This window comes from Pseudomonas sp. LBUM1661, assembly GCF_059695925.1.
Genome location: NZ_CP166794.1, coordinates 1,983,257 through 2,009,569, shown reverse-complemented (window position 1 = coordinate 2,009,569; position 26,313 = coordinate 1,983,257). Strand labels below are relative to the sequence as shown.

At 56.7% G+C, this 26,313-nt stretch carries 24 protein-coding genes, 1 tRNA gene and 4 pseudogenes; 13 read left to right on the top strand and 16 right to left on the bottom strand.

The annotated features are described in order from the left end of the window. Positions 1 to 44: 44 nt before the first annotated feature. Positions 45 to 740: an HAD-IA family hydrolase gene (locus ACA057_RS09320; protein ID WP_401358013.1), complete on the bottom strand. Its 696-nt coding sequence runs from the start codon at positions 738 to 740 to the stop codon at positions 45 to 47. A 237-nt stretch (positions 741 to 977) separates the two neighbouring features. On the opposite strand from ACA057_RS09320, the gene ACA057_RS09315 reads away from it, so the two are divergent. After that, a complete protein-coding gene (locus ACA057_RS09315) occupies positions 978 to 5,840 on the top strand; it encodes an RHS repeat-associated core domain-containing protein (RefSeq protein WP_497347696.1) in 4,863 nt (1,620 codons plus the stop codon). 2 nt (positions 5,841 to 5,842) lie between these two features. Further along, positions 5,843 to 6,235: a hypothetical protein gene (locus tag ACA057_RS09310; RefSeq protein WP_497347694.1), complete on the top strand. Its 393-nt coding sequence runs from the start codon at positions 5,843 to 5,845 to the stop codon at positions 6,233 to 6,235. 92 nt (positions 6,236 to 6,327) lie between these two features. Here ACA057_RS09310 and ACA057_RS09305 read toward each other — a convergent pair whose 3' ends face one another. The 6 genes from ACA057_RS09305 to ACA057_RS09280 form a co-directional block, all read right to left on the bottom strand. Beyond that, positions 6,328 to 6,540, bottom strand: coding sequence for a hypothetical protein (locus tag ACA057_RS09305; RefSeq protein WP_497347692.1), 213 nt, complete (start codon positions 6,538 to 6,540; stop codon positions 6,328 to 6,330). Between the two features lie 97 nt (positions 6,541 to 6,637). Continuing rightward, a complete protein-coding gene (locus ACA057_RS09300; protein ID WP_497347690.1) occupies positions 6,638 to 6,829 on the bottom strand; it encodes a hypothetical protein in 192 nt (63 codons plus the stop codon). Between the two features lie 127 nt (positions 6,830 to 6,956). Further along, on the bottom strand, positions 6,957 to 7,385 hold the full coding sequence (locus tag ACA057_RS09295) for a glycine zipper domain-containing protein (RefSeq protein WP_497347688.1): 429 nt from the start codon (positions 7,383 to 7,385) through the stop codon (positions 6,957 to 6,959). 193 nt (positions 7,386 to 7,578) lie between these two features. Continuing rightward, a complete protein-coding gene (locus tag ACA057_RS09290) occupies positions 7,579 to 7,950 on the bottom strand; it encodes a hypothetical protein (protein WP_059404653.1) in 372 nt (123 codons plus the stop codon). Between the two features lie 311 nt (positions 7,951 to 8,261). Further along, positions 8,262 to 8,450 carry a hypothetical protein gene (locus tag ACA057_RS09285; protein WP_497347686.1) on the bottom strand — a complete coding sequence of 63 codons (189 nt, stop codon included), beginning with the start codon at positions 8,448 to 8,450 and terminating at the stop codon, positions 8,262 to 8,264. 148 nt (positions 8,451 to 8,598) lie between these two features. Then, a complete protein-coding gene (locus tag ACA057_RS09280; protein WP_497347684.1) occupies positions 8,599 to 8,919 on the bottom strand; it encodes a YbjQ family protein in 321 nt (106 codons plus the stop codon). Positions 8,920 to 8,990: 71 nt separating this feature from the next. Here ACA057_RS09280 and ACA057_RS09275 point away from each other — a divergent pair. Next, a pseudogene (locus ACA057_RS09275) lies at positions 8,991 to 9,080 on the top strand (AbrB/MazE/SpoVT family DNA-binding domain-containing protein); the annotation flags it as partial. Positions 9,081 to 9,347: 267 nt separating this feature from the next. Here ACA057_RS09275 and ACA057_RS09270 read toward each other — a convergent pair. Then, positions 9,348 to 10,667 carry an ABC1 kinase family protein gene (locus ACA057_RS09270; protein ID WP_497347682.1) on the bottom strand — a complete coding sequence of 440 codons (1,320 nt, stop codon included), beginning with the start codon at positions 10,665 to 10,667 and terminating at the stop codon, positions 9,348 to 9,350. After that, the gene (locus ACA057_RS09265; RefSeq protein WP_497347680.1) at positions 10,664 to 11,128 is read right to left on the bottom strand and encodes a DUF3429 domain-containing protein; all 465 of its coding nucleotides are present in this window, start codon (positions 11,126 to 11,128) and stop codon (positions 10,664 to 10,666) included. The genes ACA057_RS09270 and ACA057_RS09265 overlap by 4 nt, the downstream gene beginning before the upstream one ends. Positions 11,129 to 13,060: 1,932 nt before the next feature. Here ACA057_RS09265 and ACA057_RS09260 point away from each other — a divergent pair. From ACA057_RS09260 to ACA057_RS09230, 7 genes and pseudogenes are all read left to right on the top strand, one after another. Then, positions 13,061 to 13,588 (top strand): annotated as a pseudogene (locus ACA057_RS09260) (methyl-accepting chemotaxis protein); the annotation flags it as partial. A gap of 67 nt (positions 13,589 to 13,655) precedes the next feature. After that, positions 13,656 to 14,120 (top strand): thiol-disulfide oxidoreductase DCC family protein, encoded by a 465-nt coding sequence (locus ACA057_RS09255; RefSeq protein WP_497347678.1) that lies wholly within the window; start codon positions 13,656 to 13,658, stop codon positions 14,118 to 14,120. Between the two features lie 145 nt (positions 14,121 to 14,265). Next, positions 14,266 to 14,826 (top strand): GTP cyclohydrolase I FolE, encoded by a 561-nt coding sequence (gene folE, locus ACA057_RS09250; RefSeq protein WP_497347676.1) that lies wholly within the window; start codon positions 14,266 to 14,268, stop codon positions 14,824 to 14,826. A gap of 35 nt (positions 14,827 to 14,861) precedes the next feature. Then, complete coding sequence (locus ACA057_RS09245) at positions 14,862 to 15,572, top strand: SDR family NAD(P)-dependent oxidoreductase (RefSeq protein WP_497347674.1); 711 nt, start codon at positions 14,862 to 14,864, stop codon at positions 15,570 to 15,572. Positions 15,573 to 15,586: 14 nt separating this feature from the next. Further along, positions 15,587 to 15,892: a DUF6482 family protein gene (locus ACA057_RS09240; RefSeq protein WP_497347672.1), complete on the top strand. Its 306-nt coding sequence runs from the start codon at positions 15,587 to 15,589 to the stop codon at positions 15,890 to 15,892. Between the two features lie 25 nt (positions 15,893 to 15,917). Continuing rightward, positions 15,918 to 17,457 (top strand): annotated as a pseudogene (locus tag ACA057_RS09235) (cryptochrome/photolyase family protein). After that, on the top strand, positions 17,454 to 17,567 hold the full coding sequence (locus ACA057_RS09230; protein WP_497347670.1) for a DUF2256 domain-containing protein: 114 nt from the start codon (positions 17,454 to 17,456) through the stop codon (positions 17,565 to 17,567). Before ACA057_RS09235 ends, ACA057_RS09230 begins: the two are co-directional and overlap by 4 nt. Before the next feature lie 88 nt (positions 17,568 to 17,655). Here ACA057_RS09230 and ACA057_RS09225 read toward each other — a convergent pair whose 3' ends face one another. The 5 genes and pseudogenes from ACA057_RS09225 to ACA057_RS09205 form a co-directional block, all read right to left on the bottom strand. Continuing rightward, on the bottom strand, positions 17,656 to 17,790 hold the full coding sequence (locus ACA057_RS09225; protein ID WP_497347668.1) for a transposase domain-containing protein: 135 nt from the start codon (positions 17,788 to 17,790) through the stop codon (positions 17,656 to 17,658). Beyond that, positions 17,787 to 19,003, bottom strand: a pseudogene (gene tnpC, locus ACA057_RS09220) (IS66 family transposase). The gene ACA057_RS09225 and the pseudogene tnpC overlap by 4 nt, the downstream one beginning before the upstream one ends. 265 nt (positions 19,004 to 19,268) lie before the next feature. After that, the gene (tnpB, locus tag ACA057_RS09215; protein ID WP_497347666.1) at positions 19,269 to 19,604 is read right to left on the bottom strand and encodes an IS66 family insertion sequence element accessory protein TnpB; all 336 of its coding nucleotides are present in this window, start codon (positions 19,602 to 19,604) and stop codon (positions 19,269 to 19,271) included. Further along, the gene (locus ACA057_RS09210; protein ID WP_497349847.1) at positions 19,601 to 19,837 is read right to left on the bottom strand and encodes a hypothetical protein; all 237 of its coding nucleotides are present in this window, start codon (positions 19,835 to 19,837) and stop codon (positions 19,601 to 19,603) included. Before ACA057_RS09210 ends, tnpB begins: the two co-directional genes overlap by 4 nt. A gap of 260 nt (positions 19,838 to 20,097) precedes the next feature. Continuing rightward, positions 20,098 to 20,187 (bottom strand) — tRNA-Ser (locus ACA057_RS09205). A 308-nt stretch (positions 20,188 to 20,495) separates the two neighbouring features. On the opposite strand from ACA057_RS09205, the gene ACA057_RS09200 reads away from it, so the two are divergent. From ACA057_RS09200 to ACA057_RS09190, 3 genes are all read left to right on the top strand, one after another. Then, on the top strand, positions 20,496 to 21,185 hold the full coding sequence (locus ACA057_RS09200; RefSeq protein WP_497347664.1) for a crotonase/enoyl-CoA hydratase family protein: 690 nt from the start codon (positions 20,496 to 20,498) through the stop codon (positions 21,183 to 21,185). A 215-nt stretch (positions 21,186 to 21,400) separates the two neighbouring features. Then, positions 21,401 to 22,129: a 1-acylglycerol-3-phosphate O-acyltransferase gene (locus ACA057_RS09195; RefSeq protein WP_497347662.1), complete on the top strand. Its 729-nt coding sequence runs from the start codon at positions 21,401 to 21,403 to the stop codon at positions 22,127 to 22,129. Between the two features lie 145 nt (positions 22,130 to 22,274). Continuing rightward, positions 22,275 to 23,246, top strand: a complete 972-nt coding sequence (locus ACA057_RS09190; protein ID WP_401358087.1) for a magnesium and cobalt transport protein CorA — start codon at positions 22,275 to 22,277, stop codon at positions 23,244 to 23,246. 98 nt (positions 23,247 to 23,344) lie between these two features. On the opposite strand, the gene ACA057_RS09185 is transcribed toward ACA057_RS09190, so the two are convergent. Further along, entirely contained in the window at positions 23,345 to 24,067 is a 723-nt protein-coding gene (locus tag ACA057_RS09185) for an amidotransferase (protein WP_497347660.1), read from the bottom strand. 95 nt (positions 24,068 to 24,162) lie between these two features. Further along, positions 24,163 to 26,307: a 3-hydroxyacyl-CoA dehydrogenase NAD-binding domain-containing protein gene (locus ACA057_RS09180; RefSeq protein ID WP_497347658.1), complete on the bottom strand. Its 2,145-nt coding sequence runs from the start codon at positions 26,305 to 26,307 to the stop codon at positions 24,163 to 24,165. Between the last annotated feature and the right edge of the window lie 6 nt (positions 26,308 to 26,313).

The following is a 26,313-nucleotide window of genomic DNA, read 5'->3' as shown; positions in this document are numbered from 1 at the left end:
ACCTTCCCTCTTCGCGAGCAAGCCCGCTCCCACATTGTTCTGTGTCAGGCCCAATCGAGGGCCGGTAATCCACAGGCACTCGGCTTGAACGCCTTCAGCGTACGAAGAATGCCATCGGCGTGGGCGTACTTTTCGTCGGCCATTGCCGCATCCGGAATCGCAATCGCCGTCATCCCCGCTGCTTTCGCCGCTGTGACACCAAACGGCGAATCCTCGAACACCAGGCAATCCTCGGGCGCGACGCCCAGGCGTCGTGCCGCCGTGAGAAAGATGTCCGGTGCCGGTTTGGCGGCGCCCACTTCCGGATCGTCAGCCGTCACGACAAAATCGAACAGCGCAAACCAGTCACGGTGCAAGGTGGTTTTCTGGCCGAACGACTGGCGCGAAGAACTGGTGCCCACCGCGATCGGAATGTTGTTGGCCTTCAAGTGCCGAACCAGTTCCTGCGCACCCGGCATTGCCAGCGCTTTAGGAAAACGCTCGCGCATCAAAGGTTCGCGAATCAGCAGGAATTCTTCTGCGGTAATCGGCAGGTCCAGCGCCTCGACCACATAACGCGCCAGATCACCGGCACCACGGCCAATGATGTGTTGTTTGATGCTCCAGTCGAACGTCCGGCCGTAACGCCCGGCAATGATCGACGTGACCTCGGTGTAAATGCCTTCGGTGTCCAGCAGCAAACCGTCCATATCGAAAATAACGGCCTTGATCGGGCCGAATTCTTTCAGCGGTGCATTCATCGCATCTGATCCGTTTTTAATGACATCCCAGGCGGCTCAGGTTCGGCCGGACCCGCGATTGATTAAAGGTTTCAGCAGCATAACGAGCGCCGCGGGCATAGGGCAACGACCAATGCCCCGGCGGTCATCATCAATTAGCGATTCCCCCTACACCAAACACCTCTTTTCCCGACTTCTTTCCCCGTTGATACCCCGCAAAGTCTCGCGACCCCAATCGATCCGTGCGAGAGGCTGTGAATGTTCGACCCCGATAAGCTCCTGGCCTTGAACAACAGCATCGGCCTGCTGGTGGTCGCCGCCATGAACCCCGAGCATCCGGATGTCGAAGCGTTGCTCGGTGATTTTCGACTCTGCCTCAATGATTACGAGGCCTGGGCGGAAAGCTTCTGGACCGGTTCGGTGCTTGATGTCGAGCAAGTATTCAAGGTCGGCAACGAGGTCCGACTCAGCGCGCCGACGGACTCCACCGCCCCCAGTTCGACAGTCGCCCTGTGCCCCGCCAGCGGTCCATTGACCCTGGTGCATATGTTTGAAGCCGCGAGGTTCGTGCCGATCGGTAATACACCGGTGATGCTCGAACGCATTCTCTCGGAGCGCAACGGAGAGTGGGTCGTCGCAGACCCCATCCACGAAACCATTGGCCCCAGCGGCATCCTCGAAATCCCCGAATGCTGGCGTGGCCATCACTACCGCATCACTTTTTTTCCCCACGTTTCGGCCGTGCACGTCAAAGCGCTCTACGCCTCTTATCAAGGTGTGATCGGCGAGCTGGAAGGCTGGCTGCGAAATGAGTGGAGGACAGAGTTCCAACCGCTGTGGGCCGCGTTTTCCGACGCCGGTTTCAGCCAACGCTACGGCATGTTGCAACAAGCTGACTGGCGCGGTTTCGAGAATTCGCTGAACGGTCTGTGGGATGACGTGAAGCAGCTCTATGCCCTGATTGCGGACCTGCAGGCCAACAGCGAAAAACTCCTCGACTACCTGACCCAGAGCGAACTCGAAACACTACTGAACGCCTCGGCTGAAGCCATCGCCACCGTGTTGCTGGTGTTGAGCGACGAGCCGTTGATGTTCATTTACCTCGCAGCCTTCACCAGTTGGCTGAGGATGTTGCCGCCGCAACACATTGCCGAAGTCGTAGCGGAAATTCGCACGGGAATTTTGATCAGTTTCCTGCTGGTGTGCCTCACAGGTCCCGCGAGCTTGAAGCTCGGTTTGAGCGCGAAAGTGCTGGGCAAGATCAAGTCTGCACGAGCCCGGGAATGGCTGGCGGGCGCGGGCTTGCGCCTGGCCGAGTTGATGGCCAGGTCCGACCTCAATACGCACGCGGGTGTGCTCAAGCCGTTGATGGTCAGCGCCCGAAATGCGCCGCTCAAACCTGCGCCGGCGGTTTCTTTGCGCATCGCCGCCGCCGATTCACCGGTGGTGCTGGTGAACAATCCGGTCGCTATGGCTCGCAACAAGTCCGAGGCCATGACCAGGATTGCCCGACAGGAGCATCGCGATGAGGTCCCTGTTCAAGCGAAAAACCCCAACGGCGACAGCGCCGATTGCTCAGCGCTGACCTGCACCAGCGGTTGTCCAGTATCGATGGTCACGGGCGAAGAGTTGCTCACGCTGACCGATGGTTCGCTGGACGGGAATTTGCCGTTCGACTTCACCCGGCTCTATCGCACCAGCGCCGCCGAACTCGATTGCGGACTCGGCTTTGGTTGGAGTCACAGCCTCGCGCATCGACTGGACATCGATCACAACGACGTCATCTGGATTGACCATGAAAACCGTCGTACGAGCTTTCCACTGCCGAGTTGTGAGCGCCCGACGATTCACAACAGCCTGTCGCGGGCGACGATTTATCGGGGGGCAGAGCCGGAAGAGCTGATCGTTGCACCGGCTGGCGAGAAAACGCGATTTTTGCATTTTCGTTCAGGACGCCTGACGGCGATCAGCGATGCCTATGGCAATCGACTGACGGTGCAGCGGGATTCTTCCGACAGGATCAAGCGCCTCGACAACGGCGCCGGGCGCTCCCTGCTATTGCGTTATGAACGCCGGCATCTGATCGCCATCGAGTATCAAAGCTTTCATCCCGCCGACACCCTGGAAGACGCCTGGCGTACCGAACAGACACTGGCGGCCTACCGCTATGACGCCTGCCATCGCTTGATCAAAGCAACCAATGCCGCCGGCGAAAGCGAACGCTACGACTACGACGACCAGCAAGTCCTTCTCCAGCGGCAACTGGCCGGTGGGGCAAGTTTCTTCTGGGAGTGGGAAAGGTCTGGCAAGGCGGCGCGATGCGTGCGGCATTGGGCGTCGTTTTCGCAGATGGACACGCGCTACGTGTGGGATGACCAGGGCAGCGTCAGCGTCCTCAACGTCGATGGCAGCGAAGAGGTTTACGTCCATGACGATCGGGCGCGACTGGTGCGCAAGGTCGGCCTGGATGGCGGCGAACAGCTCAAGGCCTACGACGATGCGGGTCGGTTGATTGCCGAGCAGGATCCACTCGGGGCGATGACCCGATACCGCTATGACGAGATAGGCCGGTTGGTCGCGCAAATTCCACCTGAGGATGCGCCCACCACCTACGAATATCGCCACGGTTTCCTGCACGCTCGGTATCGCGGTAAAGCGGTGTGGAAATATCAGCGCAATGCTCAGGGTGACGTCACTGAAGCGACCGACCCCGAGGGCCATGTCACCCATTATTTTTACGATGAAAAAGGTCGGCTGCTGTCGATCCGCTATCCGGATAGCAGTCGGCAGGTGTTCGTCTGGAATGCCTTGGGACAATTGGTCGAGGAGACCTTGCCGGACGGAGGTCAACGGCGGTTTTCCTACGATGCGTTGGGCCGGCGGATTTCTCGTCAGGATGAACACGGCGCCATCAGCCGTTATCAATGGGACGCCGTCGGCCGACTGATTCTGACAACGCTGCCCACAGGGGCCAGCCGTGCGTTCAGCTACAACGCCTACGGCAAGGTCACCGCCGAACGCGATGAACTGGGCCGCATCACCCGTTTTGAATACGCCGAAGACCTGCACCTGGTCAGCCGTCGGATCAATCCCGATGGCACCCAACTGCGCTATCGCTACGACAACGCGCAGCTATTGCTGACGGAAATCGAGAATGAGTCCGGCGAAAAATATCAACTGGACTACACGCCCAATGGCTTGATCCGACAGGAAACCGGTTTTGACGGTCGACGCACCACGTATGCCTACGACCTCAATGGTCAGTTGGTGGAGAAAACCGAGTTCGGCGACGACGGTTCACAGCAGGTTACGGACTATCAGCGCAATTCGGCGGGTCGGCTGCTGGTCAAGACACTGCCCGACGGAGTCAAGGTCGAGTATCGCTACGACAGCCTGGGCCGACTGGTCAGTGTCGACGATGGCCACGATCATCCGCTGGAGTTCGAGTACGACCCTCAGGATCGCCTGATCACCGAGCACCAAGGTTGGGGCACGCTGCGTTATGGCTATGACGCCTGCGGACGACTCAACCACCTGCGACTGCCGGACAACAGCAAACTCGCCTACCACCGCGCCAAGGGCGGCGCGCTGACGGCCATCGACCTCAATGGCACCCCACTGACGGCTCATACATTCCGCGCCGGCCGCGAACAAAGCCGTCAACAAGGTCTGTTGTTCAGCGACTATCAGTACGACGATCAGAACCGTCTGAAAGCTCACACTGTCAGACAACAGCGACAACCGCTGTATGGTCGCGATTACTCCTACAGCGCCAATGGCAATCTCGACGCCATTGCCGACACACGACACGGCCAACGCAGCTACCAGTACGACCCTCTCGACCGCCTGATCGGCGTCCGCCACTCCCGCGATCACCAACCGGAAAGCTTTGCCCACGATCCGGCGGGCAACCTGCTGATGCAGGACCGTCCAGGCGCTGCGAAGATCTCGGGTAACCGCCTGATGATGCAAGGCGACCGGCATTACGACTACGACGCCTTCGGCAACCTCATCCGCGAACGCCGAGGCACTGCGCAAAAACTCGTCACCGAATACCGTTACGACTGCCAGCACCGACTGGTCTGTATCACGTTGCCGGATGGACGTTGTGCGAGTTATCGCTACGACCCCTTCGGCCGCCGCATCAGCAAAACCGTCGACGGCAACACCACCGAATTCTTTTGGCAAGGCGACCACCTCGTCGCCGAAAGCAGCCACGAGCATTACCGCAGCTACCTCTACGAACCCGGCACCTTTCGTCCGCTGGCGATGCTCGACGGCAAAGGCCCGCGCCAGGCGTGCCCGTTCTACTACCAACTCGACCACCTCGGCACACCGCTGGAGCTCACCGACTACAGCGGCGACATCATCTGGGCCGCGCAATACACCGCCTATGGCCGCCTCACCCGCCTCAACCGCGACACCCACCAGGTTCTCGACCAGCCATTAAGGTTTCAGGGTCAGTACTTCGATGCGGAAACGGGCCTGCATTACAACCGGCATCGTTACTACAATCCGGAGATTGGACGGTACCTGACGCAGGATCCGGTCAAGCTGGCGGGTGGGTTGAACGGGTATCGGTATGGGCTGAATCCGACGGGTTGGATTGATCCGTTGGGGTTGAGTGAGTGTCCGGGGACTGGTAAATGCAGGCCGGCGGAGGGTGTTGAGGATCCGTCGGGGAAGGCGAAGGTTGATGAGGGAGAACCCCTCACCCCATCCACGAAACCAAAAAACAAGTACTTGTACCGCGGAGATTCCCGGGAAGACTGGGAGATTTTCGAAACGGGATTTGAGCCCTTGGGAGAGAGCATGGATCTCTACTTACATGCAATGGACAACAGAAGTCCTCCCAGCTTTTTTGTCAGTGCTTCGACCTCGATGAAGGAGGCCATAAAGTTCGCGACGGGCTACGGCTTTGATGATGGCTTCGTCTATGTAATAAAAAACATACGCGGAATAGATGTGAATAAAAGGCTCGGCGTGCTTTCTCCTCATAGGAACGAGGTTGAAATCGCTTTGCCGGGAGGAGTAGATAGCCGCGACATACTTGGCGTTACCCCTGTCAACGCCGATGGTAGCTATGTGGGCTACTCCACCCCTAACCCATACCGGAAGTAGTTATGAAAACTATAGCAATAGCTACAAACACCCACGGTGTCATCGAAAAAGTTTCAATTGAATGCGACCGAAAAAATCTGACATTAGTTTTTACGGCTAAAAACGGCGTGAGAAAAACATACGCAGCCCATGACCTTTACGAGTGCCTTGGGCTGTTACGGGCTGATTTTCCTGAAACAAAATTTTTATGCAAAGGCGCCAAACTCAATGTGCATCCCTCACGTATGGCATCGCAAATGTCTGGTGGCGTTGTGGCGTATGAACTTCGCATGGGAAAACCAACCGAAACTGAAGACATAGTTAACATCTTCGACTTTGAAGAGACAGACATCACAAATGACATCCAACAACAAAGAGATTTCTACAGGCGCTGGATCGATTCTCTAATGGAATAAAACGGGGCGAGTCTCTTGGAGCTCTGCTACGCAATGGCTAGCGTCCTGCAAGGAACGCTAGGAGTCGTGACATTCGTCAAATGTCTTGCAGCTCAACTCGGCTCCCCCGAACCATCCTCACCCGCAATGTCCGGATCATCTGGCAACGCCTCAACATCCCCACGCTCCACATCATCCGACGGCACTCGCTCCACCTCAGTGTCATCGTCCGGCGGACGTTGATCGCGGCTCAACGAATCCGTGGGTGACGGCAGCGGATACTCGGGGGTTTCATCGATGTCGGCGTTTTTCGGATCAGCGTTCATAAGGCACCTCTCAAAGAGCCTGAAAAGCAGGCCCTGATATTTCGAGAGCGATGCAATGCGCGCGTTCGATCAGAGAGACGATCGGTCATCAGGCTGATCAATCCTCTTCTTCGTCGTCCTCCTCCTCTTCTTCATATTCGAGGTTTCCTACATCGAACGCGTCATCAGAATCGTTCAGCGGCACCGTCGCATCATCCATCAGAGAACCCGGGTCTTCGTTGCCGGGGTCATTAATGAACGGCAGCCCGCTCGGGCCTTTTTCTTCCTTGCCTTCGGTTTCAGGAGTCATGGCATGCCTCATAACGTTCAGGGTGTATGAAGTTCGAGGCAACCGGCGGCCAAACGTTCCGACGTCTAGTCCACAGATACGAAAAACCCGGCACCAGGCCGGGTTTTTGCTGTGATTCGATCTCGAATCAGTGGTGTTTGTTCTTGTGCTTGTTCCGATGTTTATTTTTGTTGCCGTTACCCGAATGAGAACTGCCACTGTCGGTGCCCAGGTTATTACCGACCGCACCACCCGCCGCGCCACCCAGGCCTGCGCCGATGGTGGAGCCGGTCGAACCACCGAGACTGTTACCAATCACCGAGCCGCCAGCCGAGCCCAAACCACCACCGATGGCGGCTTCGGTGCGGCTGCCTTTTTTGGCCCCCACCGCACTGCCCGCCGCACCGCCAACGCCGGCACCGATTGCGGCCCCCGTGCTGCCGCCCATTTGCTGGCCAACCACGTTACCCAGTGCGCCGCCAATACCACCGCCAACTGCAGCGGTGCCGTCACCGGCAGCCATTGCACCTTGAGCGACCAAAAGTCCCAGAACTACTGTGGACAATGTCAAACGCATGATATGAACCTCTAATTTCGCATCGGGGGTGAAGAGAACGCGCTGCGGATGGGCGTGAGTCTAGCACCTGCGCCCGCTGAAACCGGCCAGCGATAACGGTTGGACCGCGAAGGCTTGCGAAGCGCTCGACAGGAAACATTCAGATATGAAAAAGCCCGGCATCAAGCCGGGCGTTCCAATGGAGCGATTTCGATCAGTGACGCTTGTGACCTTTGGCCAGGTTACTGCCGACGCCGCCACCCAATGCGCCGCCCAAACCTGCGCCGATGGTGGAGCCGGTCTTGCCGCCCAGGCTGTTGCCGATCACCGAACCACCGGCTGCGCCGACGCCACCGCCAATGGCTGCTTTAGTGCGGCTGCCTTTGCGCGCAGCAACGGCACTGCCCGCTGCACCCGCAACGCCGGCACCAATCGCAGCACCGGTGCTGCCGCCCATGCTTTGGCCGACCACGTTGCCCAGCGCGCCACCCAGACCACCGCCGATCGCGGCAGTGCCATCACCAGCAGCCATCGCACCTTGAGCAACCAGAAGCCCAAGAACCAGAGCAGGCAGTGTTAAACGCATGACGAAAACCTCAAAAATAGGGGGAAACCGAAAGCCGGGGATTGAATGCTTTAGCGCAGGAAACGTCCACACAAAAACCTCCGTCCCTCGCAAATAGCGACGATTGGACAGCATTTATGGAAAAGGTTTTATGACAGGCAAAAAAAAGCCCGCTGGGGAACGGGCTAGGAGTTGCTTTCTAACGGATGAGCTGAGACTACGTAAGACGTTGTGAAAACTTTGTGAAAGACGCCGCACTGAACATTCGCTGTCACACAATCCTCCAGACAAAAAAAACCCCGTTCGATGACGGGGTCTGTCCGGTGAGTTCATCACTTCCTGGCAGGGGCCGTTACCTTGGGCAAGAATTTCGCCTTCGGCCCTCCGCTTACCTTGGATTTCATCTTGCCGACCTCGGTCTGGTCTTCACCGAAGCTAGCCACGTAATCCGTCTGGCCACACTGCACGCAATTGTTGATGGGAAACTCTGCCCCGTCGTCTTCGATATACGGATCAGCCATAACTTCGCCCCTCTCAAAAACGGGATCGACACCGGCAAGCCCTATTTGCCTGAAAAATATCGACCACCAAGGATTTTGAGACTAGCCGGTCATTACCGGACTTGTAGTTCAGATTGCTCCGTGCCCGACGAATGGCCTCTCACCAGGCTCACCTCAATTTAACCGCCGTCCCGGTCACGAACACCACCACCATCCCGCCCTTCCCGGCCGGCATACTGATCTCGAAATCGAGCCCCACCACCGCATCCGCCTGAAGCGCCTGCGCCCGCTCCTTGATCTCGTCAGTGGCCTGGATACGCGCCTCCATTAACGCCCGCTCCAACGTCTGCGAGCGCCCACCGAAAAAATCCCGCATCCCGGCGAACATATCGCGGACAACGTTGACGCCCTGCACCGACTCGGCGCTGACGATGTCCAGGTAAGCGGTGATTTGCCGGCCTTCGATGGTGTGGGTTGTGGTGGTGATCATGAGATTTCCTTGTTCATAGCGTTAGGGAGATTTACTCAAGGCAATCTCGACAAATACTGAGCCAACGCCTCAACACGCGCTGCCTTGTCCTATCAAAAAAGCCTCATATCACAGATCGGATAGACGAGCTCACTGAAGCCTGGGATAGCGGACGGCATGGTGAGCCCCGGAAAAATGAGGCAGCTGCAATGCGCTTCGCGAATCAATCGTGGTCGGCCAACTGCGGAGTGAACCGCTCAGGGCATATGAATACTTTGGGTCGAGCCGGGCTTAAGCCCGAAGGAGCGATAGCCGATGTAGCTATAGCTCCGCAGCCCAGCAAATCGCCAATTGAATCAGAGATCAGATACTTGCGGGCCAAGAATTATGTAAAGGCCTGGCTAAGCGATAGCGCTACCCAAGGCGACCAGTTATCGTCCATAAAGCGCTCAAATCACGTAAGGCTCGAACAGCCTCCGGACATTCACCCGCGCCTTCAGCTTCGCGGCCAACAGGTACAAACCTCCCACCTTGCGATGCAGAAACAGTACATCCACAGGTGGCGTGTGCCAGAAGTCGCGGTCGGCACCTAGTTCCCAACCGGTATCACGCAGGCGTACGGCCAGGTCAGACGTCCCAAAGTCATAGGCACCTTGATGCCTCAGTGGCTCGCAGGCCTGTGTAATGAGATCAGTGAGCACCGCTCGGTGTTTGGGCAGCGTTTCAGGCTGAATGTAGCCGACGTCCAGCGCGGCATTGGTGATGGCGGCACGGTCTTCATGCAGGCCTGCAATCAGCAAGCGGCGATAAGCCTCGGTAGTGTTGCGGTCATAAAGTCGCGTGGCGCCGAAGTCCAACAACACCATCCGGCCGGAGCCTTGCTGATAACGGTAATTGGCAAAGTTAGGGTCGGTCTGCACGCACTGGAACTCGAACACCTCGCGAAGAAACAGGCCGAATAGCAACATGATGATCCGGTCGCGCTCTGCCTGGGGCGCGTGCTCTAGTGACTCCACCGCTACTCCGTCAACGAAGGACATCACCAGAATATTCGGCGTGCTGAACTGGGCATACGCACGAGGAACCAGAAACTCAGGAATGTCCGCCAACAGTTGATCAAAGCGCTGTAAGTGCTCGGTTTCTTTCATGTAGTCCGCTTCATCCTGTAGCTGACGCTTGGCCTCTTGGAGCAATGGGCCGATGTCCATGCCCTTAGGCAGCATCCCGGACATGCGCAGCAAGGTAGCAACGTTATCCACATCGCTCGAAATACTCTCGCGCACGCCAGGGTATTGCACCTTGATCGCCAGGCGTTGGCCGTCCTTATCTATCGCAGCATGAACCTGGCCGATGGACGCTGCCGCCAATGGCGTGAAGGAAAACCGTTCGAAGCGCCCTTCCCACCCCTTGCCCCAGCTTTCGTTGAGGACTGCCACCAACTGGCTCATAGGCATAGGGTGAGCGTCGCAACGCAGACGAGAAAGGATTTCGCTGAACTCGCGCGGCAACAAATCACCTGCATCCATCGATAACAACTGCCCAACCTTCATGGCGGCGCCACGCAGTTGCGACAGTTGCTCGACCACCCGATGCACATTGCCCGACGTCAACAGCAGTTCGCTGAGCGCCGGACGTTTGCCCTGAACCCACTGCCGAGCGCCTTCGGCTAGCATGCCGCCCGCGACGCCCGAGGCCAAACTTCCAAAACGCATCAACCGTGATAAGCGGCTGCCAGGCACGGGCAACGAGCCGGGCACACGAGGCTTCATGAATGAAGCGCCTCAACGATCGCGGCAAGCAGCAAGCAGACGCTCGCCACGAGGGTAAGCCGTAATCGCATCGGCAGGTACCAGGCGGGCAAGCTCGTAACCCGCAACAACTGCCTGTCCTGCCGGAGGTGGACAACTAAGCCGATGACCAACAGCAAGCAACCCAATGGCATTGGCAGTAACGTGGCAATCCAAGCAATAAGCGCAGGAATGACACTCCAAATGAACCTGTCGCGGCCCTGCTCGGCGCTCATGTCTTGCACGGTCATGGCGAAGCCCCAGTGTAAGGCGCCGACGAAGCTAAGGATGACTGCGCCATAGTTAACAAGCGCAATCGCAAACAACGGCCGATAGTCGACAGAGAACGGGATCAGCAGCGCCAGGAAAATAAACGGCAACAGACCACCATAACCCAGCAGGTTGACGTGCTTTGGCAGAGAGGTTGAAGGCAACACGTTCATTTGTATTCCTTGCAGTGAGCGACACTCAAAACTGTAGGCCCAAAAGCCCCGCTTGGGCGAGATTGATGGCGATCTGAAGCTGAGGTCAACGTAATGAGTCGCTTTGTAGAATTAGGTCATTGCCCCAATGCTTTTCGGGCAATCAGGCGACGGCATATGAGGCGCTTCGCATCCTTGAGATCATGCTCAGTGCCTGCATTTACCAGGTCGACAGCACCCTAGAACCCTTCCAGCCTTCAGTTCTTCGTGAGCGGGTTTTTAAAACGTGCCAATGCAATCAACAGATTCTTGAAACCAAAATTAATAGGAAAACCGCGCCAGCAGTGCTTTGCCTGGTCGTCCAAGATTGCTTGCAGTAAGTCATGACGCGATGTGGCTGACGACGCTGTATGAGATGAACAGGCGCTAGAACACGAAAATCACGACTACAAATTTTCGGAGATGTCTGGTCGTTTCACCATCGGTTTTAAGCATACGAGCCCGGGCTCTCGCTGACGAATCCCAGTCCTTCATCGGGCCACCTAGCTTTTACGAACCGATCCGCTCGCCATCTTGGTGCATCACCGAAACCAGACTGCGACTGCCGTGGCTCGACTTTGAGAGAAGCAATAAAACCTATACAAGATTAAATACGTGTATAGGTTTTCTGCAATCTGTGTCACTCTGCCATCAGTCAGCTATCACCAGCGGCTCACGCTCGTGCCTCGCCGGGCTCTCGTCACTTTCAAATGGGCGGTAGAGACAAGTAGCCCTTAACACGGATAGCAAAACAGAACCACCACGTCTTGCCCGTACAGGGTCTATCTAAGAGTTCAGCCGATGAAAAACTCCATCTCACTAGCCTCGCGCATAGGCCTTGGTTTCGCCGTAATTGTGTCGCTGCTCATACTAATCACCGCCGTGGGCATCCAACGTGTGGGCTTTATCGACTCCACCCTGGAACACGTAAGCGAAAATGCGGCCAAGATTCAACGTTACGCTATTAATTTTCGCGGGAGTGTACACAACCGAGCCATTGCTATTCGGGACGCAGTGTTGGTGGATAGTGATAAAGACTTAACCGTCCACCTCAATGAAGTTATCAATCTAGAGCAGGCCTACGCCGATTCAGCCATACCAATGGATCAGCTATTTGCAACTGCAGGGGTAACATCGCAGGAGCAACAGCTGTTACTGGCGATTAAAGATATTGAAAAGCAAACGCTAGCTTCCACTAAGTCGGTAATTGCTTTGCGTCGCGCCGGAGATATTCCAGGTGCACAGGCTTTGCTGCTGCGCCAAACCTCCGGTGAATACAGTGAGTGGTTGAAACGCGTGAATGCACTGATTGACTACGAAGAAGCCTCGATCAAAAGCCAACTCAGTGCGGTACAAGCCACCGCTAGTGAGTTTCGAGGACTGATGCTCATGGCCACCGGGATAGCGCTGCTGCTGAGCATCATCCTGGCGATCTCAATTATTCGCTTCGTCAAGTCAACGCTGGGTGCTGAGCCGACTCAGGTTGCACAGGCTATCCAAAGGTTGGCGGCAGGTGACTTGCAACAAATCATTGTTACCGATTATCCAAACAGCGTGATGGGCGTCCTGAAAACTGCCCTAAGCCGTTTGGCTGATACCATTAGTGAAGTACGCATTGCGGCCCAAGAGGTCAACAATTCATCTAGGCAACTATTGACCACATCGTCCACCAATAACAATCAAATCAGCCTGCAGACGCGCGAAGCCGAGCAGGTGGCAACTGCCATTACGCAAATGGCGGCAACGGTCAATGAAGTTTCAGGTTATGCATCTCAAGCAGCGGACGCAACGCGTCTAGCCGATGCTGAAGTTGTAAGCGGCAATCGCGTCGTTGCGGACACTACTCTCGCTATCGAACAATTAGCGAACACACTGGTTGAAACCACCAATACGGTAGAGCAGGTGTCCAAGCGTAGCGAAGAGATTGAAATAGTGATCGAGGTAATCAATTCAATTGCAACGCAAACTAACCTGTTAGCGCTGAACGCAGCCATCGAAGCGGCCCGAGCAGGTGAGCATGGCAGAGGGTTTGCAGTTGTGGCCGATGAAGTGCGCTCTCTAGCTAATCGCACTCAGGAGTCGACGCGGGAAATTCGAGAAATGATAGGCACACTGCAGAGCGGTACCGAAACGGCTGCACAAACCATGCGTAATAGTTGCGAACTGGTAAGCCACACCGTTGCGCAAACCCGCAACGCCCAGACGGCGCTAGCTAAAATTAGCCAGCAAGTCGGCGCCATAAACCACATGAATGCCCAAATCGCCAGCGCATCTATCCAGCAAAGCGTCGTGGCCGAAGACGTTGCGCAAAATATCACGCGCATCCATAGCTCAACGGTGCAGTCGGCAACTGGCTCTCGTGAAGTTGCAACGGCCAGCCAGGAATTAGCGCAGCTTGCTGATCGTCTTACCCAGAAGGTCGCATTTTTCAGCGTGGCTTAGGGCGGGCCCATTGTCAGTCCTTTTCTTTCAGCATATCTTGTGCAAAACCTATACAAGGTGGTTAGAAATGTACAATAAAAAGGATTGGCCACTGACGCTGTACTTTGACGGTCAATGTCCGCTGTGTGCGCGCGAAATCAAGATCCTGAATCGACACGCCGCAGAGAGTCGACTGCTATTTATTGACATCAGCAGCGGTGCGTTCGACGCCAAGGCACTCGGGTTCACGTTCGAGCAAATGCAGTCCTCGCTGCACGCCCGTTTCGCCGATGGCCGCTGGGTAACCGGTCTGGACGCCACCTTGTGGAGTTGGCGAGCCGCCGGCTTGGGGTTTTGGGCTGCGCCATTGACATGGCGTGCCATCCGACCGCTGCTTGCTTTAGGTTATCGCCTCTTCTGCCGCTTACGCCCCCATTTGGCGTGGCTTCCTCACCCTGATGGTAGCCGTCGCTGTGTCGATGACCGTTGCGGGGTGCCGGAGTCAAAACCCGCACAAGACAAGCGGCCCACTTTGAAAACAAAGCAGACCTAGAAAGCTTCGCTTTGTCATTGGCCCGACGAAGAACCTGGGTCATAGCTGATCTGGTGAACAACGTGTTTTCTGGTGCGCAGCAGGCACTCCCCTACTGCCAAGTATTGCCGCCACATTAAGCGCAGCATGGCTGCCAGGAATCTAAATGAACCCATCAATAGCCGAGCATTACCGTGAAATTCTTGTCGCCGTAGGCGAGAACCCTGAGCGTGAAGGACTGCTGGACACGCCCAAGCGCGCAGCCAAAGCGATGCAATACCTTTGCAACGGCTACACGATGAGTCTGGACGACGCGACCAACGGTGCCCTGTTCGAATCGCAAAACGATGAAATGGTCATCGTGCGCGATATCGAACTGTATTCATTGTGTGAGCATCACCTGCTGCCCTTCATCGGCAAGGCTCATGTCGCGTACATCCCCACAGGAAGGGTACTGGGTCTATCAAAGGTCGCCCGAGTCGTCGATATGTTCGCCCGCCGCTTACAGATCCAGGAAAACCTCACAAAACAAATTGCTGATGCCATCCATCACATCACCGATGCGGCCGGCGTGGCCGTGGTCATTGAGGCAAAGCACATGTGCATGATGATGCGGGGCGTGGAAAAGCAAAATTCGGTGATGACGACCTCAGTGATGCTCGGGGCCTTTCGCGAGTCATCTGCTACGCGTCTCGAGTTCCTGCAACTGATTGGGCGACGCAGTTAAGGCCCAAAATCCGCACAAGGTGTGGGAGAGGCGAAATGAACAGTTCCTTTGAGATGAACTCACTCGGCTACGGCTACCGTGCCTTGGTGATAGGCGCCAGTGGAGCGCTCGGCGCGGCGTTTTGTGAGTTGCTCAACGAAGATCCAAGATGCTCGGTTGTTCGTGAACTGGGGCGCAACAGTGCTCCAGGATTGGATCTGGAAAAGCCCGACAGTATTGCCAGGGCGGCTGCCGAATTAGCTGAAGAAGCCCCGTACCAGTTGATTTTACATGCTGCCGGTCTGCTTCATCGCGAAGACATCAAGCCTGAAAAAAGTTACACCTCTATTGAAGCGGATGCGCTTCAGGCGATATTCCAAGTCAACACAATCGGGCCTGCACTGGTTTTGCGTCACTTCCTGCCCTTGCTTGACCCTCGTGGTGCGATGGCAGTGCTCTCCGCCAAGGTAGGCAGCATCGGTGATAACCGTTTGGGCGGCTGGTATGCCTATCGCGCCTCCAAGGCAGCGTTGAACATGTTGATTAAAACGGCTGGGATCGAACTAGCAAGAACACGCCCTCAGACCCGCTTGCTCAGTCTTCATCCAGGCACGGTCATTTCGGGCCTGTCCCAGCCTTTCAACGGCGCTTCTGCCGCCAGGCCTGCAAGCCTCGCTGCCCGCGAATTGTTATCACTGATTGACCGCTTGGCGCCTGCCGACAGCGGCAATTTTTTTGCTTATAACGGAGAACGCCTACCGTGGTAGGCAGGGAGTGAACCTTGAATCTGCAAGCGTTGACCGAACGGGCCGCGAATGGCGAAGTACGAGAGTTGGAGCTGCTTTCTCTGGAAGGCGGTTTGTATCTGGCGCGAGTCGGGCTGGATCAAGGCCAGTTCACACTGCTGGACGACGAAGCAAAGCCTATGCGCCTTCGCTCCATCAATCACCTGCGTGAGTTGTTGCAGTTTGTCCCGCCATTCCCCTGCGTGCTTGTGCAGCAGTGCGTCCATGACGAGATGTGCGGCTCACGTGAAGGGCGCATTGAGCCGTTACGCATTCCTTTCTCGCTGACTGCGCATTGCTGAGTCACCTTCCGTTGGACTCTGTCGAATGAATAAGACTCACAGACTATGCCTGGTCTTGGGCGACCAGTTGTCTTTCGACCTGGCCTCATTGAAGGGGCTGGACAGCGAGCGCGATACGATTTTACTGGTCGAAGTGATGGAGGAAGCCAGTCATGTGCCCCATCACCCGCAAAAAATCGCACTGATCTTCAGTGCGATGCGTCATTTTGCTGAGGCGTTGCAGCAGCGTGGCATCCGCGTGCAATACGTCACGCTCGATGATCCGCAAAATAGCGGATCGGTGCCAGGCGAGTTACGGCGCTGGCAATCACTGCTGCAACCGGATGAGCTGCACCTGACAGAATGCGGTGACTGGCGCCTGGAGCAGTCGCTGAAAGATTGTGGCTTGGCGATCCAGTGGCATACCGATACCCGTTTTCTCTGCACCCGACTCGAGTTTGCGTCCTGGGCCGAAGGCAAAAAGCAGCTGCGCATGGAGTTCTTCTACCGCGAGATGCGACGCAAGAGTGGCTTGTTGCTCAACGGCGATGGCAGCCCGGTCGGCGGCGCCTGGAACTTTGATGCCGAAAACCGCAAGGCACTGCCCAAAGGCGTGAGAGCTCCCTCGCCAGTGCGATTTTCAGCCGATGCAATCACCCAGGAAGTGCTTGAGCTGGTCGCAAAAAACTTCTCCAGCCACTACGGCGCACTCGACACTTTTGATTACCCGGTAACCCACGCCGATGCCCAAGCGTTGTGGGATTACTTCCTCGATTGGAGCCTCGCTGCTTTCGGCGACTACCAAGATGCGATGGCCAGTGATGAACCTTTCCTGTTCCATGCGCGGATCAGCGCCGCGCTGAATATTGGCCTGTTGGATCTACGTCAATTGTGCAGCGACGTCGAGGCTGCTTACTGGGCGCACAGCATTCCATTAAACGCCGCCGAAGGCTTTATCCGTCAACTCATTGGCTGGCGTGAATATGTACGGGGCGTCTACTGGCTGAAAATGCCCGACTACGCCGGCGGCAATCTGTTTGGCAACAGCAGGCCGCTTCCAGAGTTCTATTGGACAGGCGACACCAAGATGAACTGCATGGGCCAGGCGATCGGCCAAAGTTTGAAACATGCCTATGCCCACCACATCCAGCGGCTGATGGTGACCGGCAACTTTGCGTTGCTGGCGGGCATCGCGCCGCCCCAGATTTGCGACTGGTACCTGGCGATTTACATGGACGCATTCGACTGGGTCGAGCTACCCAATACATTGGGTATGGTCATGCACGCCGATGGGTGGTTACCTGGGCTCCAAGCCTTACTGCGCCAGTGGCCAATATATAAAACGCATGTCTGACTACTGCCGTAATTGTGCGTACAAAGTCAGTGAAAGTACGACGGACGACGCCTGCCCTTTCAATTCGCTTTACTGGCATTTTCTAATACGTCATAGCGACCTTCTGCGCAGCAATCAGCGTATGGGCATGGTCTATAAAAACCTCGATCGTATGACTGAATCCAAGCAGCAAGCACTCTGGGATCGTGGCCAGATACTGCTTGCCAAACTGGATGCCGGGGAGTCGTTTTGAAGAAAAGTGAACTCCCGGTTAAAACCTGTACAGTCTGCAGATTGCCCTTCGCCTGGCGCAAGAAATGGGTGCGCTGCTGGGCTCAGATGCGCTTGGTAAATGCCTATTGAGAATTCATAGCCTACCACTGCAAAAGCACGTCTTTAGTCGCTACAGGTTCAACCGTCGGTATGCGTCCGGGCATCACGTCTTGCGTGATTAAACCGGCTGCCACTTATGCGGAAGCAGCTGCTCGATTTCACTCGCCCGCTGCGTCGGCAGGCGCGTGAGAACATCCTTTAGATAGGCGTACGGATCATGACCATTCAGCCGCGCAGACTGGATCAAGCTCATGATCGCCGCCGCCTTTTTCCGCTGCGTAGCGATCCGGCGAAGAGCCAGTTCTTGCGTCCAAGGGCCCATGGTCGGATCTGGTTCTCCGCCCAATTATTATCAATGGGTACGGCCCCGTCATTGAGGTAGCGCGACAGCGCTGCCCAGCGTTTGAGGCTGTAATCGAGTGCTCTGCTGATGGCCGAACCTTCGGGCGCAAGTTCACGCTGGGCAATCATCCAGGCATGCAGGCTATTCATCACCGGTGCGGCTTTTTCTTGCCGTATCCGGCATCGTAAATCCGGCTCCAGGTCACGCACTTCGCTGTCGATTTCGGACAACAACTGGATGTAGCGCAGCGCCTGCTCGGCGATCTGGCTCTTGTTCGTTGCGTGCAACTCGAAGAACTTGCGCCGGGCGTGCGCCATGCAGCCGATCTCGGTCACGCCGAGTTCGAAGCTGGCCTTATAACCGCCAAAATCGTCGCAGACCAACTTGCCTTTCCAGCCTTGCAGGAAGTTACGAGCATGCTCACCGGCGCGGCTGGGGCTGAAGTCATAAACGACAGCGGCTGTTTCGCAGAACTGGCTGGTGGCGTACGCCCAAACATAAGAGCGGTGGGTTTTCTTCGAGCCCGGAGCGAGCATTTGCACGGGTGTTTCATCCGCGTGCACGACCTGTTGCCCGATCACTACGTCACGCAAGGCATCGACCAGGGCTGCAACTGCACGCCCGTCATGCCAACCCATTGAGCCAAAGTTGAACGTGGAATCGCCAAGCCAGCTCGACCGAAAATTGATTCCTGACGGTAAAGCGGAAGATGATCAGCGAACTTCGCGATCATGACGTGCGCAAGTAATCCGGCAGTCGGGATGCCCTTGTCGATAACTTGCGCAGGTACCGGCGCCTGGATCAGCGTTTCGCAGTCATCGCAAACCCACTTGCCACGAACATGGCGCTCAACGGTGAACACGCCCGGCGTGTAGTCCAGCTTTTCGCTGACATCTTCACCGATGCGCTTCAGTGCGCAGCCGCATGGGCAGTGAGTGTTGTCCGGTTCGTGATGGATCAACGTGCGTGGGAATTCTGCCGGCAATGCCGTGCGCTTGGGCTTTTGCTTTTGCTTTTTCTCGGTCGCCGCTGGTGCTATTTGCAACGCCTGAAGCTCGGCCTCAATCGCCGCAATATCGGTATCGATCAGGTCATCCAGCAGGCTGGCCTGCTCAGGATTCATCTGCTCACTGCGCTTGGCAAACTTCAAACGCTTGAGCTGTGCGATTTCGTGGGTCAGCTTCTCGATCACCGTTTGATCGCGGTTGATCTTCTTGCCCATGGTTTCGACCGTTCTGCCCATGGTCTCGACTTGCGACAGCAACTGCGCAGCGAATGCACGCAGTTGGTCGGGAGTCATTTGATCGAGATTGGGCGAGGAAGTCATACCGTGGATTTTACCAAAGCAGACCGCTTGCGGCAGCAAACCGAGATGCTAATTACTGCTTTTAAAGCAGCGTAATAGCTCCGCCAGACCCCACGCGTTGCCAAGGTAGGCCTAGTACCAAAGCCTGAAGTTGCTCGGTATCCAACGGCACTTCACTGCCTTGCCGAACGCCTGGCCAATGGAATTTACCTTGGTTCAAGCGACGTGCCGCCAGCCATACGCCAATCCCATCGTGTACCAGCACTTTCATCCGAGTCGCGCGGCGATTGGCAAACAGATAAGCGCAGTGCGGCTTCGCCGCACCGAACACCGCGACCACCCTCGCCAGCGCCGTTTCAGTGCCGGCGTGCATATCCATGGGTTCGGTGGCGAGCCAGATGGCGTCGATGCGGATCATCGCAACAGGTCTCGAAGGAAAGCGGCGCAGGCAGCAGCGCTATCGGTTGGCCAGTTCACTTTGACGGTGCCGCGTGGGTGCAGAATCTCAACGCTGATATTCGATGAAGATACGGGCGCCGTTGTTTGCATAGGCAATGGGATGAATGCTGGTTGAAGCGCCGTGCTTTTCTGCACTTGCACCCGAATCCATTTGTGAACGAGGTTTGCGTTAAGGCTATGGCTGAGGGCGATGCTGGCAATCGATGCGCCGGGTTGGGCACACTCTTGAATGACCTGGGCTTTGAAGGATGGAATACGAACGGCGTGTTGGCTGCATGAAATACCCGTTTAAAAGGCTAGAACTGGTGCCCACCTAAATTTAAGTGCACACCATGTCCCGGCTTTGCGGGGTTGGGTAGATGACTTGGCCGGACGCATACCTTTTTCAGACGCCAAAAACCACAAACCCCCGACTTTCTCTAGGAAAATCAGGGGTTTGTGTTTGCAGAATGTGGCGGTGAAGGAGAGATTCGAACTCTCGATACAATTTCTTGTATACACACTTTCCAGGCGTGCTCCTTAAGCCACTCGGACACTTCACCGTATCTCGTCAAACATGTTCTGTCTGTCGAGGCGCGCTAATGTAGTCGAAAGCTTTTCCGATGGCAAATATTTTTTTCAGAATTTTCATGCGCTTAGCGATTTAGTGGTTCCGGCGCGTTTAAGGCCATGGCAAACCTGCCAATCTCCGGCTTCGCGTCCTACTCTATATAGAGTGGAATACGCGGCGGGTGTGGCAGGTCAGGCTTGCCGGGCGAGGAAAGAGTGACTGGTGGGTCAGTCACGGCGCTTTACCTGGCCTGTGGTGGTGGGTAACGTCTGCCTCATCTTTCATACAAGGAATAGCGTCATGAGTGAGTTGATTTCCTACCATCTCGAAGACGGTATCGCGACCCTGACCTTGAGCAATGGCAAGGTCAATGCCATCTCGCCGGATGTGATTGCTGCGTTTAACGCTGCGCTGGATCAGGCGGTCACTGATCGTGCAGTGGTGATCATTACCGGTACGCCGGGGATTCTGTCGGGCGGTTACGATTTGAAGGTGATGACGGCCGGCCCTAAAGAAGCCGTGGCACTGGTCACTGCCGGTTCGACCCTGGCGCGTCGCCTGTTGTCGCACCCCTTCCCGGTAATTGTCGCGTGCCCTGGGCATGCGGTGGCCAAGGGTGCGTTCCTGCTGTTGTCGGTGGATTACCGCATTGGTGTCGACGGCCCGTTCAGCATTGGCCTGAACGAAGTGCAGATTGGCATGACCATGCACCACGCCGGTATCGAACTGGCTCGTGATCGTCTGCGCAAGTCGGCGTTCCACCGTTCTGTAATCAACGGCGAGATGTTCAATCCGCAGAGCGCAGTGGATGCAGGTTTCCTCGATATCGTGGTATCGGCCGAAGAGCTGCAAGGCGCGGCGCTGGCAGCGGCTCGTCAGTTGAAGAAGATCAACATGACCGCGCACAAGAACACCAAGCTCAAAGTGCGCAAAGCGCTGCTGGACACCCTGGATAACGCGATCATCCTGGATCAAGAGCATATGGGTTAAAACCCATACGCGCCGCACCGAAATGCCCGACCGTCGTGTCGGGCTTTTTCTTACGCGCATTGTTTAAAAGCCTACAACCGCTCTAGACCGCGTCTGACCCATAAGTCGGAAACATGCGCTCAAACATCGGCTATCTCCGACCTCTATAGCGGCAATTGCCGAAAACAGTGCACATCCGTACACTGCGCCACCTTTTGTCCCGGTGGGGCCTGTACATGCTGTTCGTGTTTCGTATGTTATTGATGGGTCTGCATTTTATTCTTGCCGGTGTGCTTGGAGTGCTTCTGGGCCTGTGCCGTCCGTTCAACCCGGACAACAGCCGTTTGTGTGCCCGCCTGTATGCATGGCCGGCGATGTGCATTTTGCGTCTGCGGGTGAAGGCTGAAGTCGGACCGCTGATGGATAAACCCGACAGCTGCGTGATCATCGCCAACCACCAGTCCAACTACGACCTGTTTGTGTTCGGTAACGTGGTGCCTCGCCGCACCGTCTGCATCGGTAAAAAGAGCCTGAAATGGGTGCCGCTGTTCGGGCAGTTGTTCTGGCTGGCGGGCAATGTGTTGATCGATCGCGGCAATGCGCAAAAGGCGCGCCAGTCGATGTTGACCACGACCCACACCCTGCAAAACGAAGACACCTCGATCTGGGTTTTCCCGGAAGGCACGCGCAACCTGGGCGAAGACCTGCTGCCGTTCAAGAAAGGCGCGTTCCAGATGGCCATCGCTGCTGGCGTGCCGATCGTTCCGGTGTGCGTCAGCAGTTACGTCAAACACATGCGATTGAACCGCTGGCGCAGTGGAAAAATTCTGATTCGCTCGTTGCCGGCAATTCCGACGGCTGGATTGAGCCTGGATGACATGCCGCTGTTGATCGCCCAGTGCCGCGAGCAGATGCGCGAGTGCATCGCTTCGATGGATCGGCAGCTGCAAGCCACGACCCGTTAAGCCAAAACGCAGGCTTCGCCAGATAGGCGCACGGTTTTCTTTTACCTACGAACTCTGCAGATTTCACTGACTCTCAAGTAGCAGACAAGGCTAAGCTGAACGCTGCCTGCCACTGCCATTTGCTAATAAGAAGTGAACCACCATCATGGGTAGAGTTGTTGCTGCTGCGGTTTACAGCGCCGGTAAGAAAGTCACCAATATCACCCTCGACGAAGGCGCTGCCTGGGCTGCAAAACCTGGCCACTTTGTCTGGATCGGCCTCGAAGAGCCGAACGCCCAAGAGCTGTTCAATCTGCAACGCCAGTTCAACCTGCACGAACTGGCCATCGAAGACGCCCTGGAAAAACACAGCCGACCTAAGCTGGAAACCTTCGGCGATGCGCTGTTCATCGTGACGTACTCGCCGATCCGGCATGAAGGCAAACTGGAGTTCATCGAGACGCATATCTTTGCCGGCAACGGTTACATCATTACCGCACGCAACGGCCACTCGGCGTCCTACGCCTATGTCCGCCAGCGTTGTGAGGCGCGTCCGCTGTTGCTTGAGCACGGAGAGGATTTCGTACTCTATGCCATCCTCGATTTTGTGATTGAAAACTACCAGCCAATGGGCGAAGCGATCCACGCAGAGATCGATGAGCTGGAACGCAACGTCATGTGCGGCTCCCTGAACGAGCGCGACATTCAAAAACTCCACAGCCTGCGCCGCGACGTGTTGCGTCTACGCCGTTATGCAGCGCCGATGGTGGAGATCGGCGAGGAACTGCAAAAACTCAGCTTTCCATTCATCGACAAGAACATGCGTCCGTACTTTCGCGACGTGCAAATCCATGTGACGCGGCAGATGGAAGACCTGACGACCCTGGCCGATATTGCCAGTCAGACCATCGAAGTCGGGGTGTTGCTGGAAGCGTCACGCCAGAGCGTGGTGCAGCGCAAGTTTGCAGCGTGGGCGGCGATTTTGGCGTTTCCGACGGCGGTGGCCGGGATCTACGGGATGAACTTCCAGAACATGCCGGAGTTGAGTTGGCATTACGGGTATTTCGGAGTTCTGGGGTTTATTGCGGTGGGGTGTGTAGGGTTGTGGGCGAGTTTCAAGAGGTCGGGGTGGCTGTAGCCGAGACTGGGTCGTTTGGAAAATTCGCGGGCAAGCCTCGCGCCAACAGGTACACCGAAAACCTGTAGGAGCGAGGTTTGCCCGCGAAGCTTTTCGCCTTAAACCGTTTCAGGCTTGTGCGCCACAAACCGCATCATCCATTCGGCAACCGTAGTGCCATGGTGTTGATGTTCCAGGCTCGCCACGCCTTTCTGATAAATCTGCTCTCCCAGCGCTTGCTGACGAATATCCAGCAGCGCCCGTGAGTAATCGTGAATAAACTCCGGATGCCCCTGGAAGCACAGCACCTGGTCGTTGATGTGGTACGCGGCAAACGGGCAGAAATCGCTCGATGCAATGACCGTGGCGTTTTCCGGCAGCGCGGTGACCTGATCCTGGTGGCTGATCAACAAGGTCAGCTCTTCGCGCACCGGGCTCATCCACGGCGCCTTGGCGGCGAGTTTGTAGCTGTGCGTGCCGACGCCCCAGCCCTGGGTCGCCCGCTCGCTCTTGCCGCCCAGCAACAGCGCCAGCAACTGATGGCCGAAGCACACGCCCAGCAGTTTGTCGCCGCGTTCGTAGCGGGTCAGCAGGTAAGCCCTGAGGGTTTCGATCCATGGATCGGTGCCGAAGGAATCGGCTTTGCTGCCGGTGACCAGGTAAGCGTCGAAGACCAGATCATCGCTCGGGTACTCGCCTTGCATCACGTTGTATACGGTGAACTCGGCAGCGATGGGTTGCTGCGAAAACAGACGCTGGAACATCTGCCCGTAACCCTGATATTCATCGACCAGTTCTGGACGCAGGATGTCGGTTTCCAGAATGCAGATGCGTAACGACATAAAAAATACCTGACACGTGATGGGAATAATGCACACCTCAGAGCCTGCCTCGAAACACGGTGGCAAGGCAAGCCCCGGAGTGCGTCATCCGTCCCTTAAAACGCATCCCCCTTGGCGGCTTTTTCCAGCAGCAGCGCAGGTGGCGCGAATCGCTCGCCATACTGCTCGGCCAGATACTGGGCGCGGGCGACAAAGTCTTTCACGCCGTACTGGTTGATGAACTGCAGCGCGCCGCCGGTCCAGGCGGCGAAACCGATACCGAAGATCGAGCCGACGTTGGCGTCCGCCGTTGAGGTCAACACGCCCTCCTCCACACAGCGCACGGTTTCAATGGCTTGCACGAACAGCAGTCGATCACGCACATCCTTCGGCGAAATCTGCCCATCGGCTTTTTCGAAACGCTTTTTCAATTCCGGCCACAGATGTTTCTGGCCACCGGCCGGGTAATCGTAAAAACCACCGCCAGCGGCCTTGCCCGGCCGCTTGTATTCGTTGAGCAGCAAGTCAATCACGGCGAACGCCGGGTGCTCAATCAGCGGTTTCCCTTCTGCCTGCAAGTCTTTGGCGGTTTGCTGGCGGATATGGCTCATGAGGCTGAGTGAAACTTCGTCGGAGATGGCCAGAGGCCCGATCGGCATCCCGGCCTTGCGCGCTTCGGTCTCGATCATCGGCGCACTCAGGCCTTCGCCAAGCATGGCGATGCCTTCGTTGGTGAACGTGCCGAACACCCGCGAGGTGAAGAAGCCACGACTGTCGTTGACCACAATCGGGGTTTTCTTGATTTGCAGGACGAAATCGAACCCGCGAGCCAGGGTTTCGTCGCTGGTGTTGGCGCCTTTGATGATTTCCACCAGCGGCATTTTCTCCACGGGACTGAAGAAATGCAGGCCGATGAATTTGCTCTGATCCGGCACGGCGGTGGCCAGACCGCTGATTGGCAAGGTTGAGGTATTGGAAGCGATCACCGCGTCCGGGCCGACGATTTTTTGTGCGGCAACGGAGACTTTGGCTTTCAGCTCGCGGTCTTCAAACACTGCTTCAATGATCAAGTCGCAACCGGCCAGGTCGGCATCGCTTTCGGTGGGATGAATCCGCGCCAGTGTCGCTTCGCGCTGTTCGACGCTTAATTGGCCGCGCGCAACTTTCTTGTCCAGCAACGCCGCCGAGTGGGCCTTGCCCTTCTCCGCTGCGGCGAGGTTGATGTCCTTGAGCACCACCTCGATACCCGCCGATGCACTGACGAAAGCGATGCCCGCGCCCATCATCCCGGCGCCCAACACACCGACTTTTTGCGTGACATACGGCGCAAAACCTTGAGGCCGCGAGCCTCCGGCATTGATCTCGTTGAGTTGGAACCAGAACGTGCCGATCAGGTTTTTCGACACCTGGCCGGTGGTCAATTCCGTGAAGTAGCGAGTCTCGATCAAATGCGCCGTGTCGACATCCACCTGCGCGCCCTCCACGGCGGCGCAGAGGATTTTCTCCGGCGCGGGCATACAGCCTTGGGTTTTACTTCGCAGGATCGACGGCGCGATGGCCAGCATCTGCGCGACTTTCGGGTTCGATGGCGTGCCACCGGGAATCTGAGAACCCTTCACGTCCCAACGCTGGGTAACCGAAGGGTTGGCGATGATCCAGGCGCGAGCCTTGCTCATCAGTTCATCGCGATCCACCGCCAGTTCATCAATCAAACCCGCCTGCAGTGCCTGTTGCGGCCGGACTTTTTTGCCTTCAAGCAGATAGGGCAAGGCTTTTTCGATGCCCAACATCCGCACCATGCGCACCACCCCGCCGCCGCCCGGCAGCAGGCCGAGGGTGACTTCCGGCAAACCGAGTTGCACCGACGGATTGTCCAGCGCCACGCGGTGATGGCAGGCCAGGCAGATTTCCCAACCACCGCCCAACGCCGCGCCATTGATCGCCGCGACCACCGGTTTGCCGAGGGTTTCCAGGGTGCGCAACTGACCCTTGAGGGTCAGCACCATGTCGTAAAAGGCCTTGGCTTCGGGTTTTCCAATCTTGATCAGTTCGTTGAGGTCGCCACCGGCGAAGAAAGTTTTCTTGGCCGAGGTGATGATCACACCGGCGATGGTGTCCTTGTCAGCCACCAGTCGGGCGACGCAGGTGGCCATGGCCTCGCGGTAGACCGCGTTCATGGTGTTGGCGCTCTGGCCCGGCATATCGATGGTCAGGACGACGATCTGGTCCTGGCCTTTTTCGTAACGAATGGCTTCGGTCATGGCTCT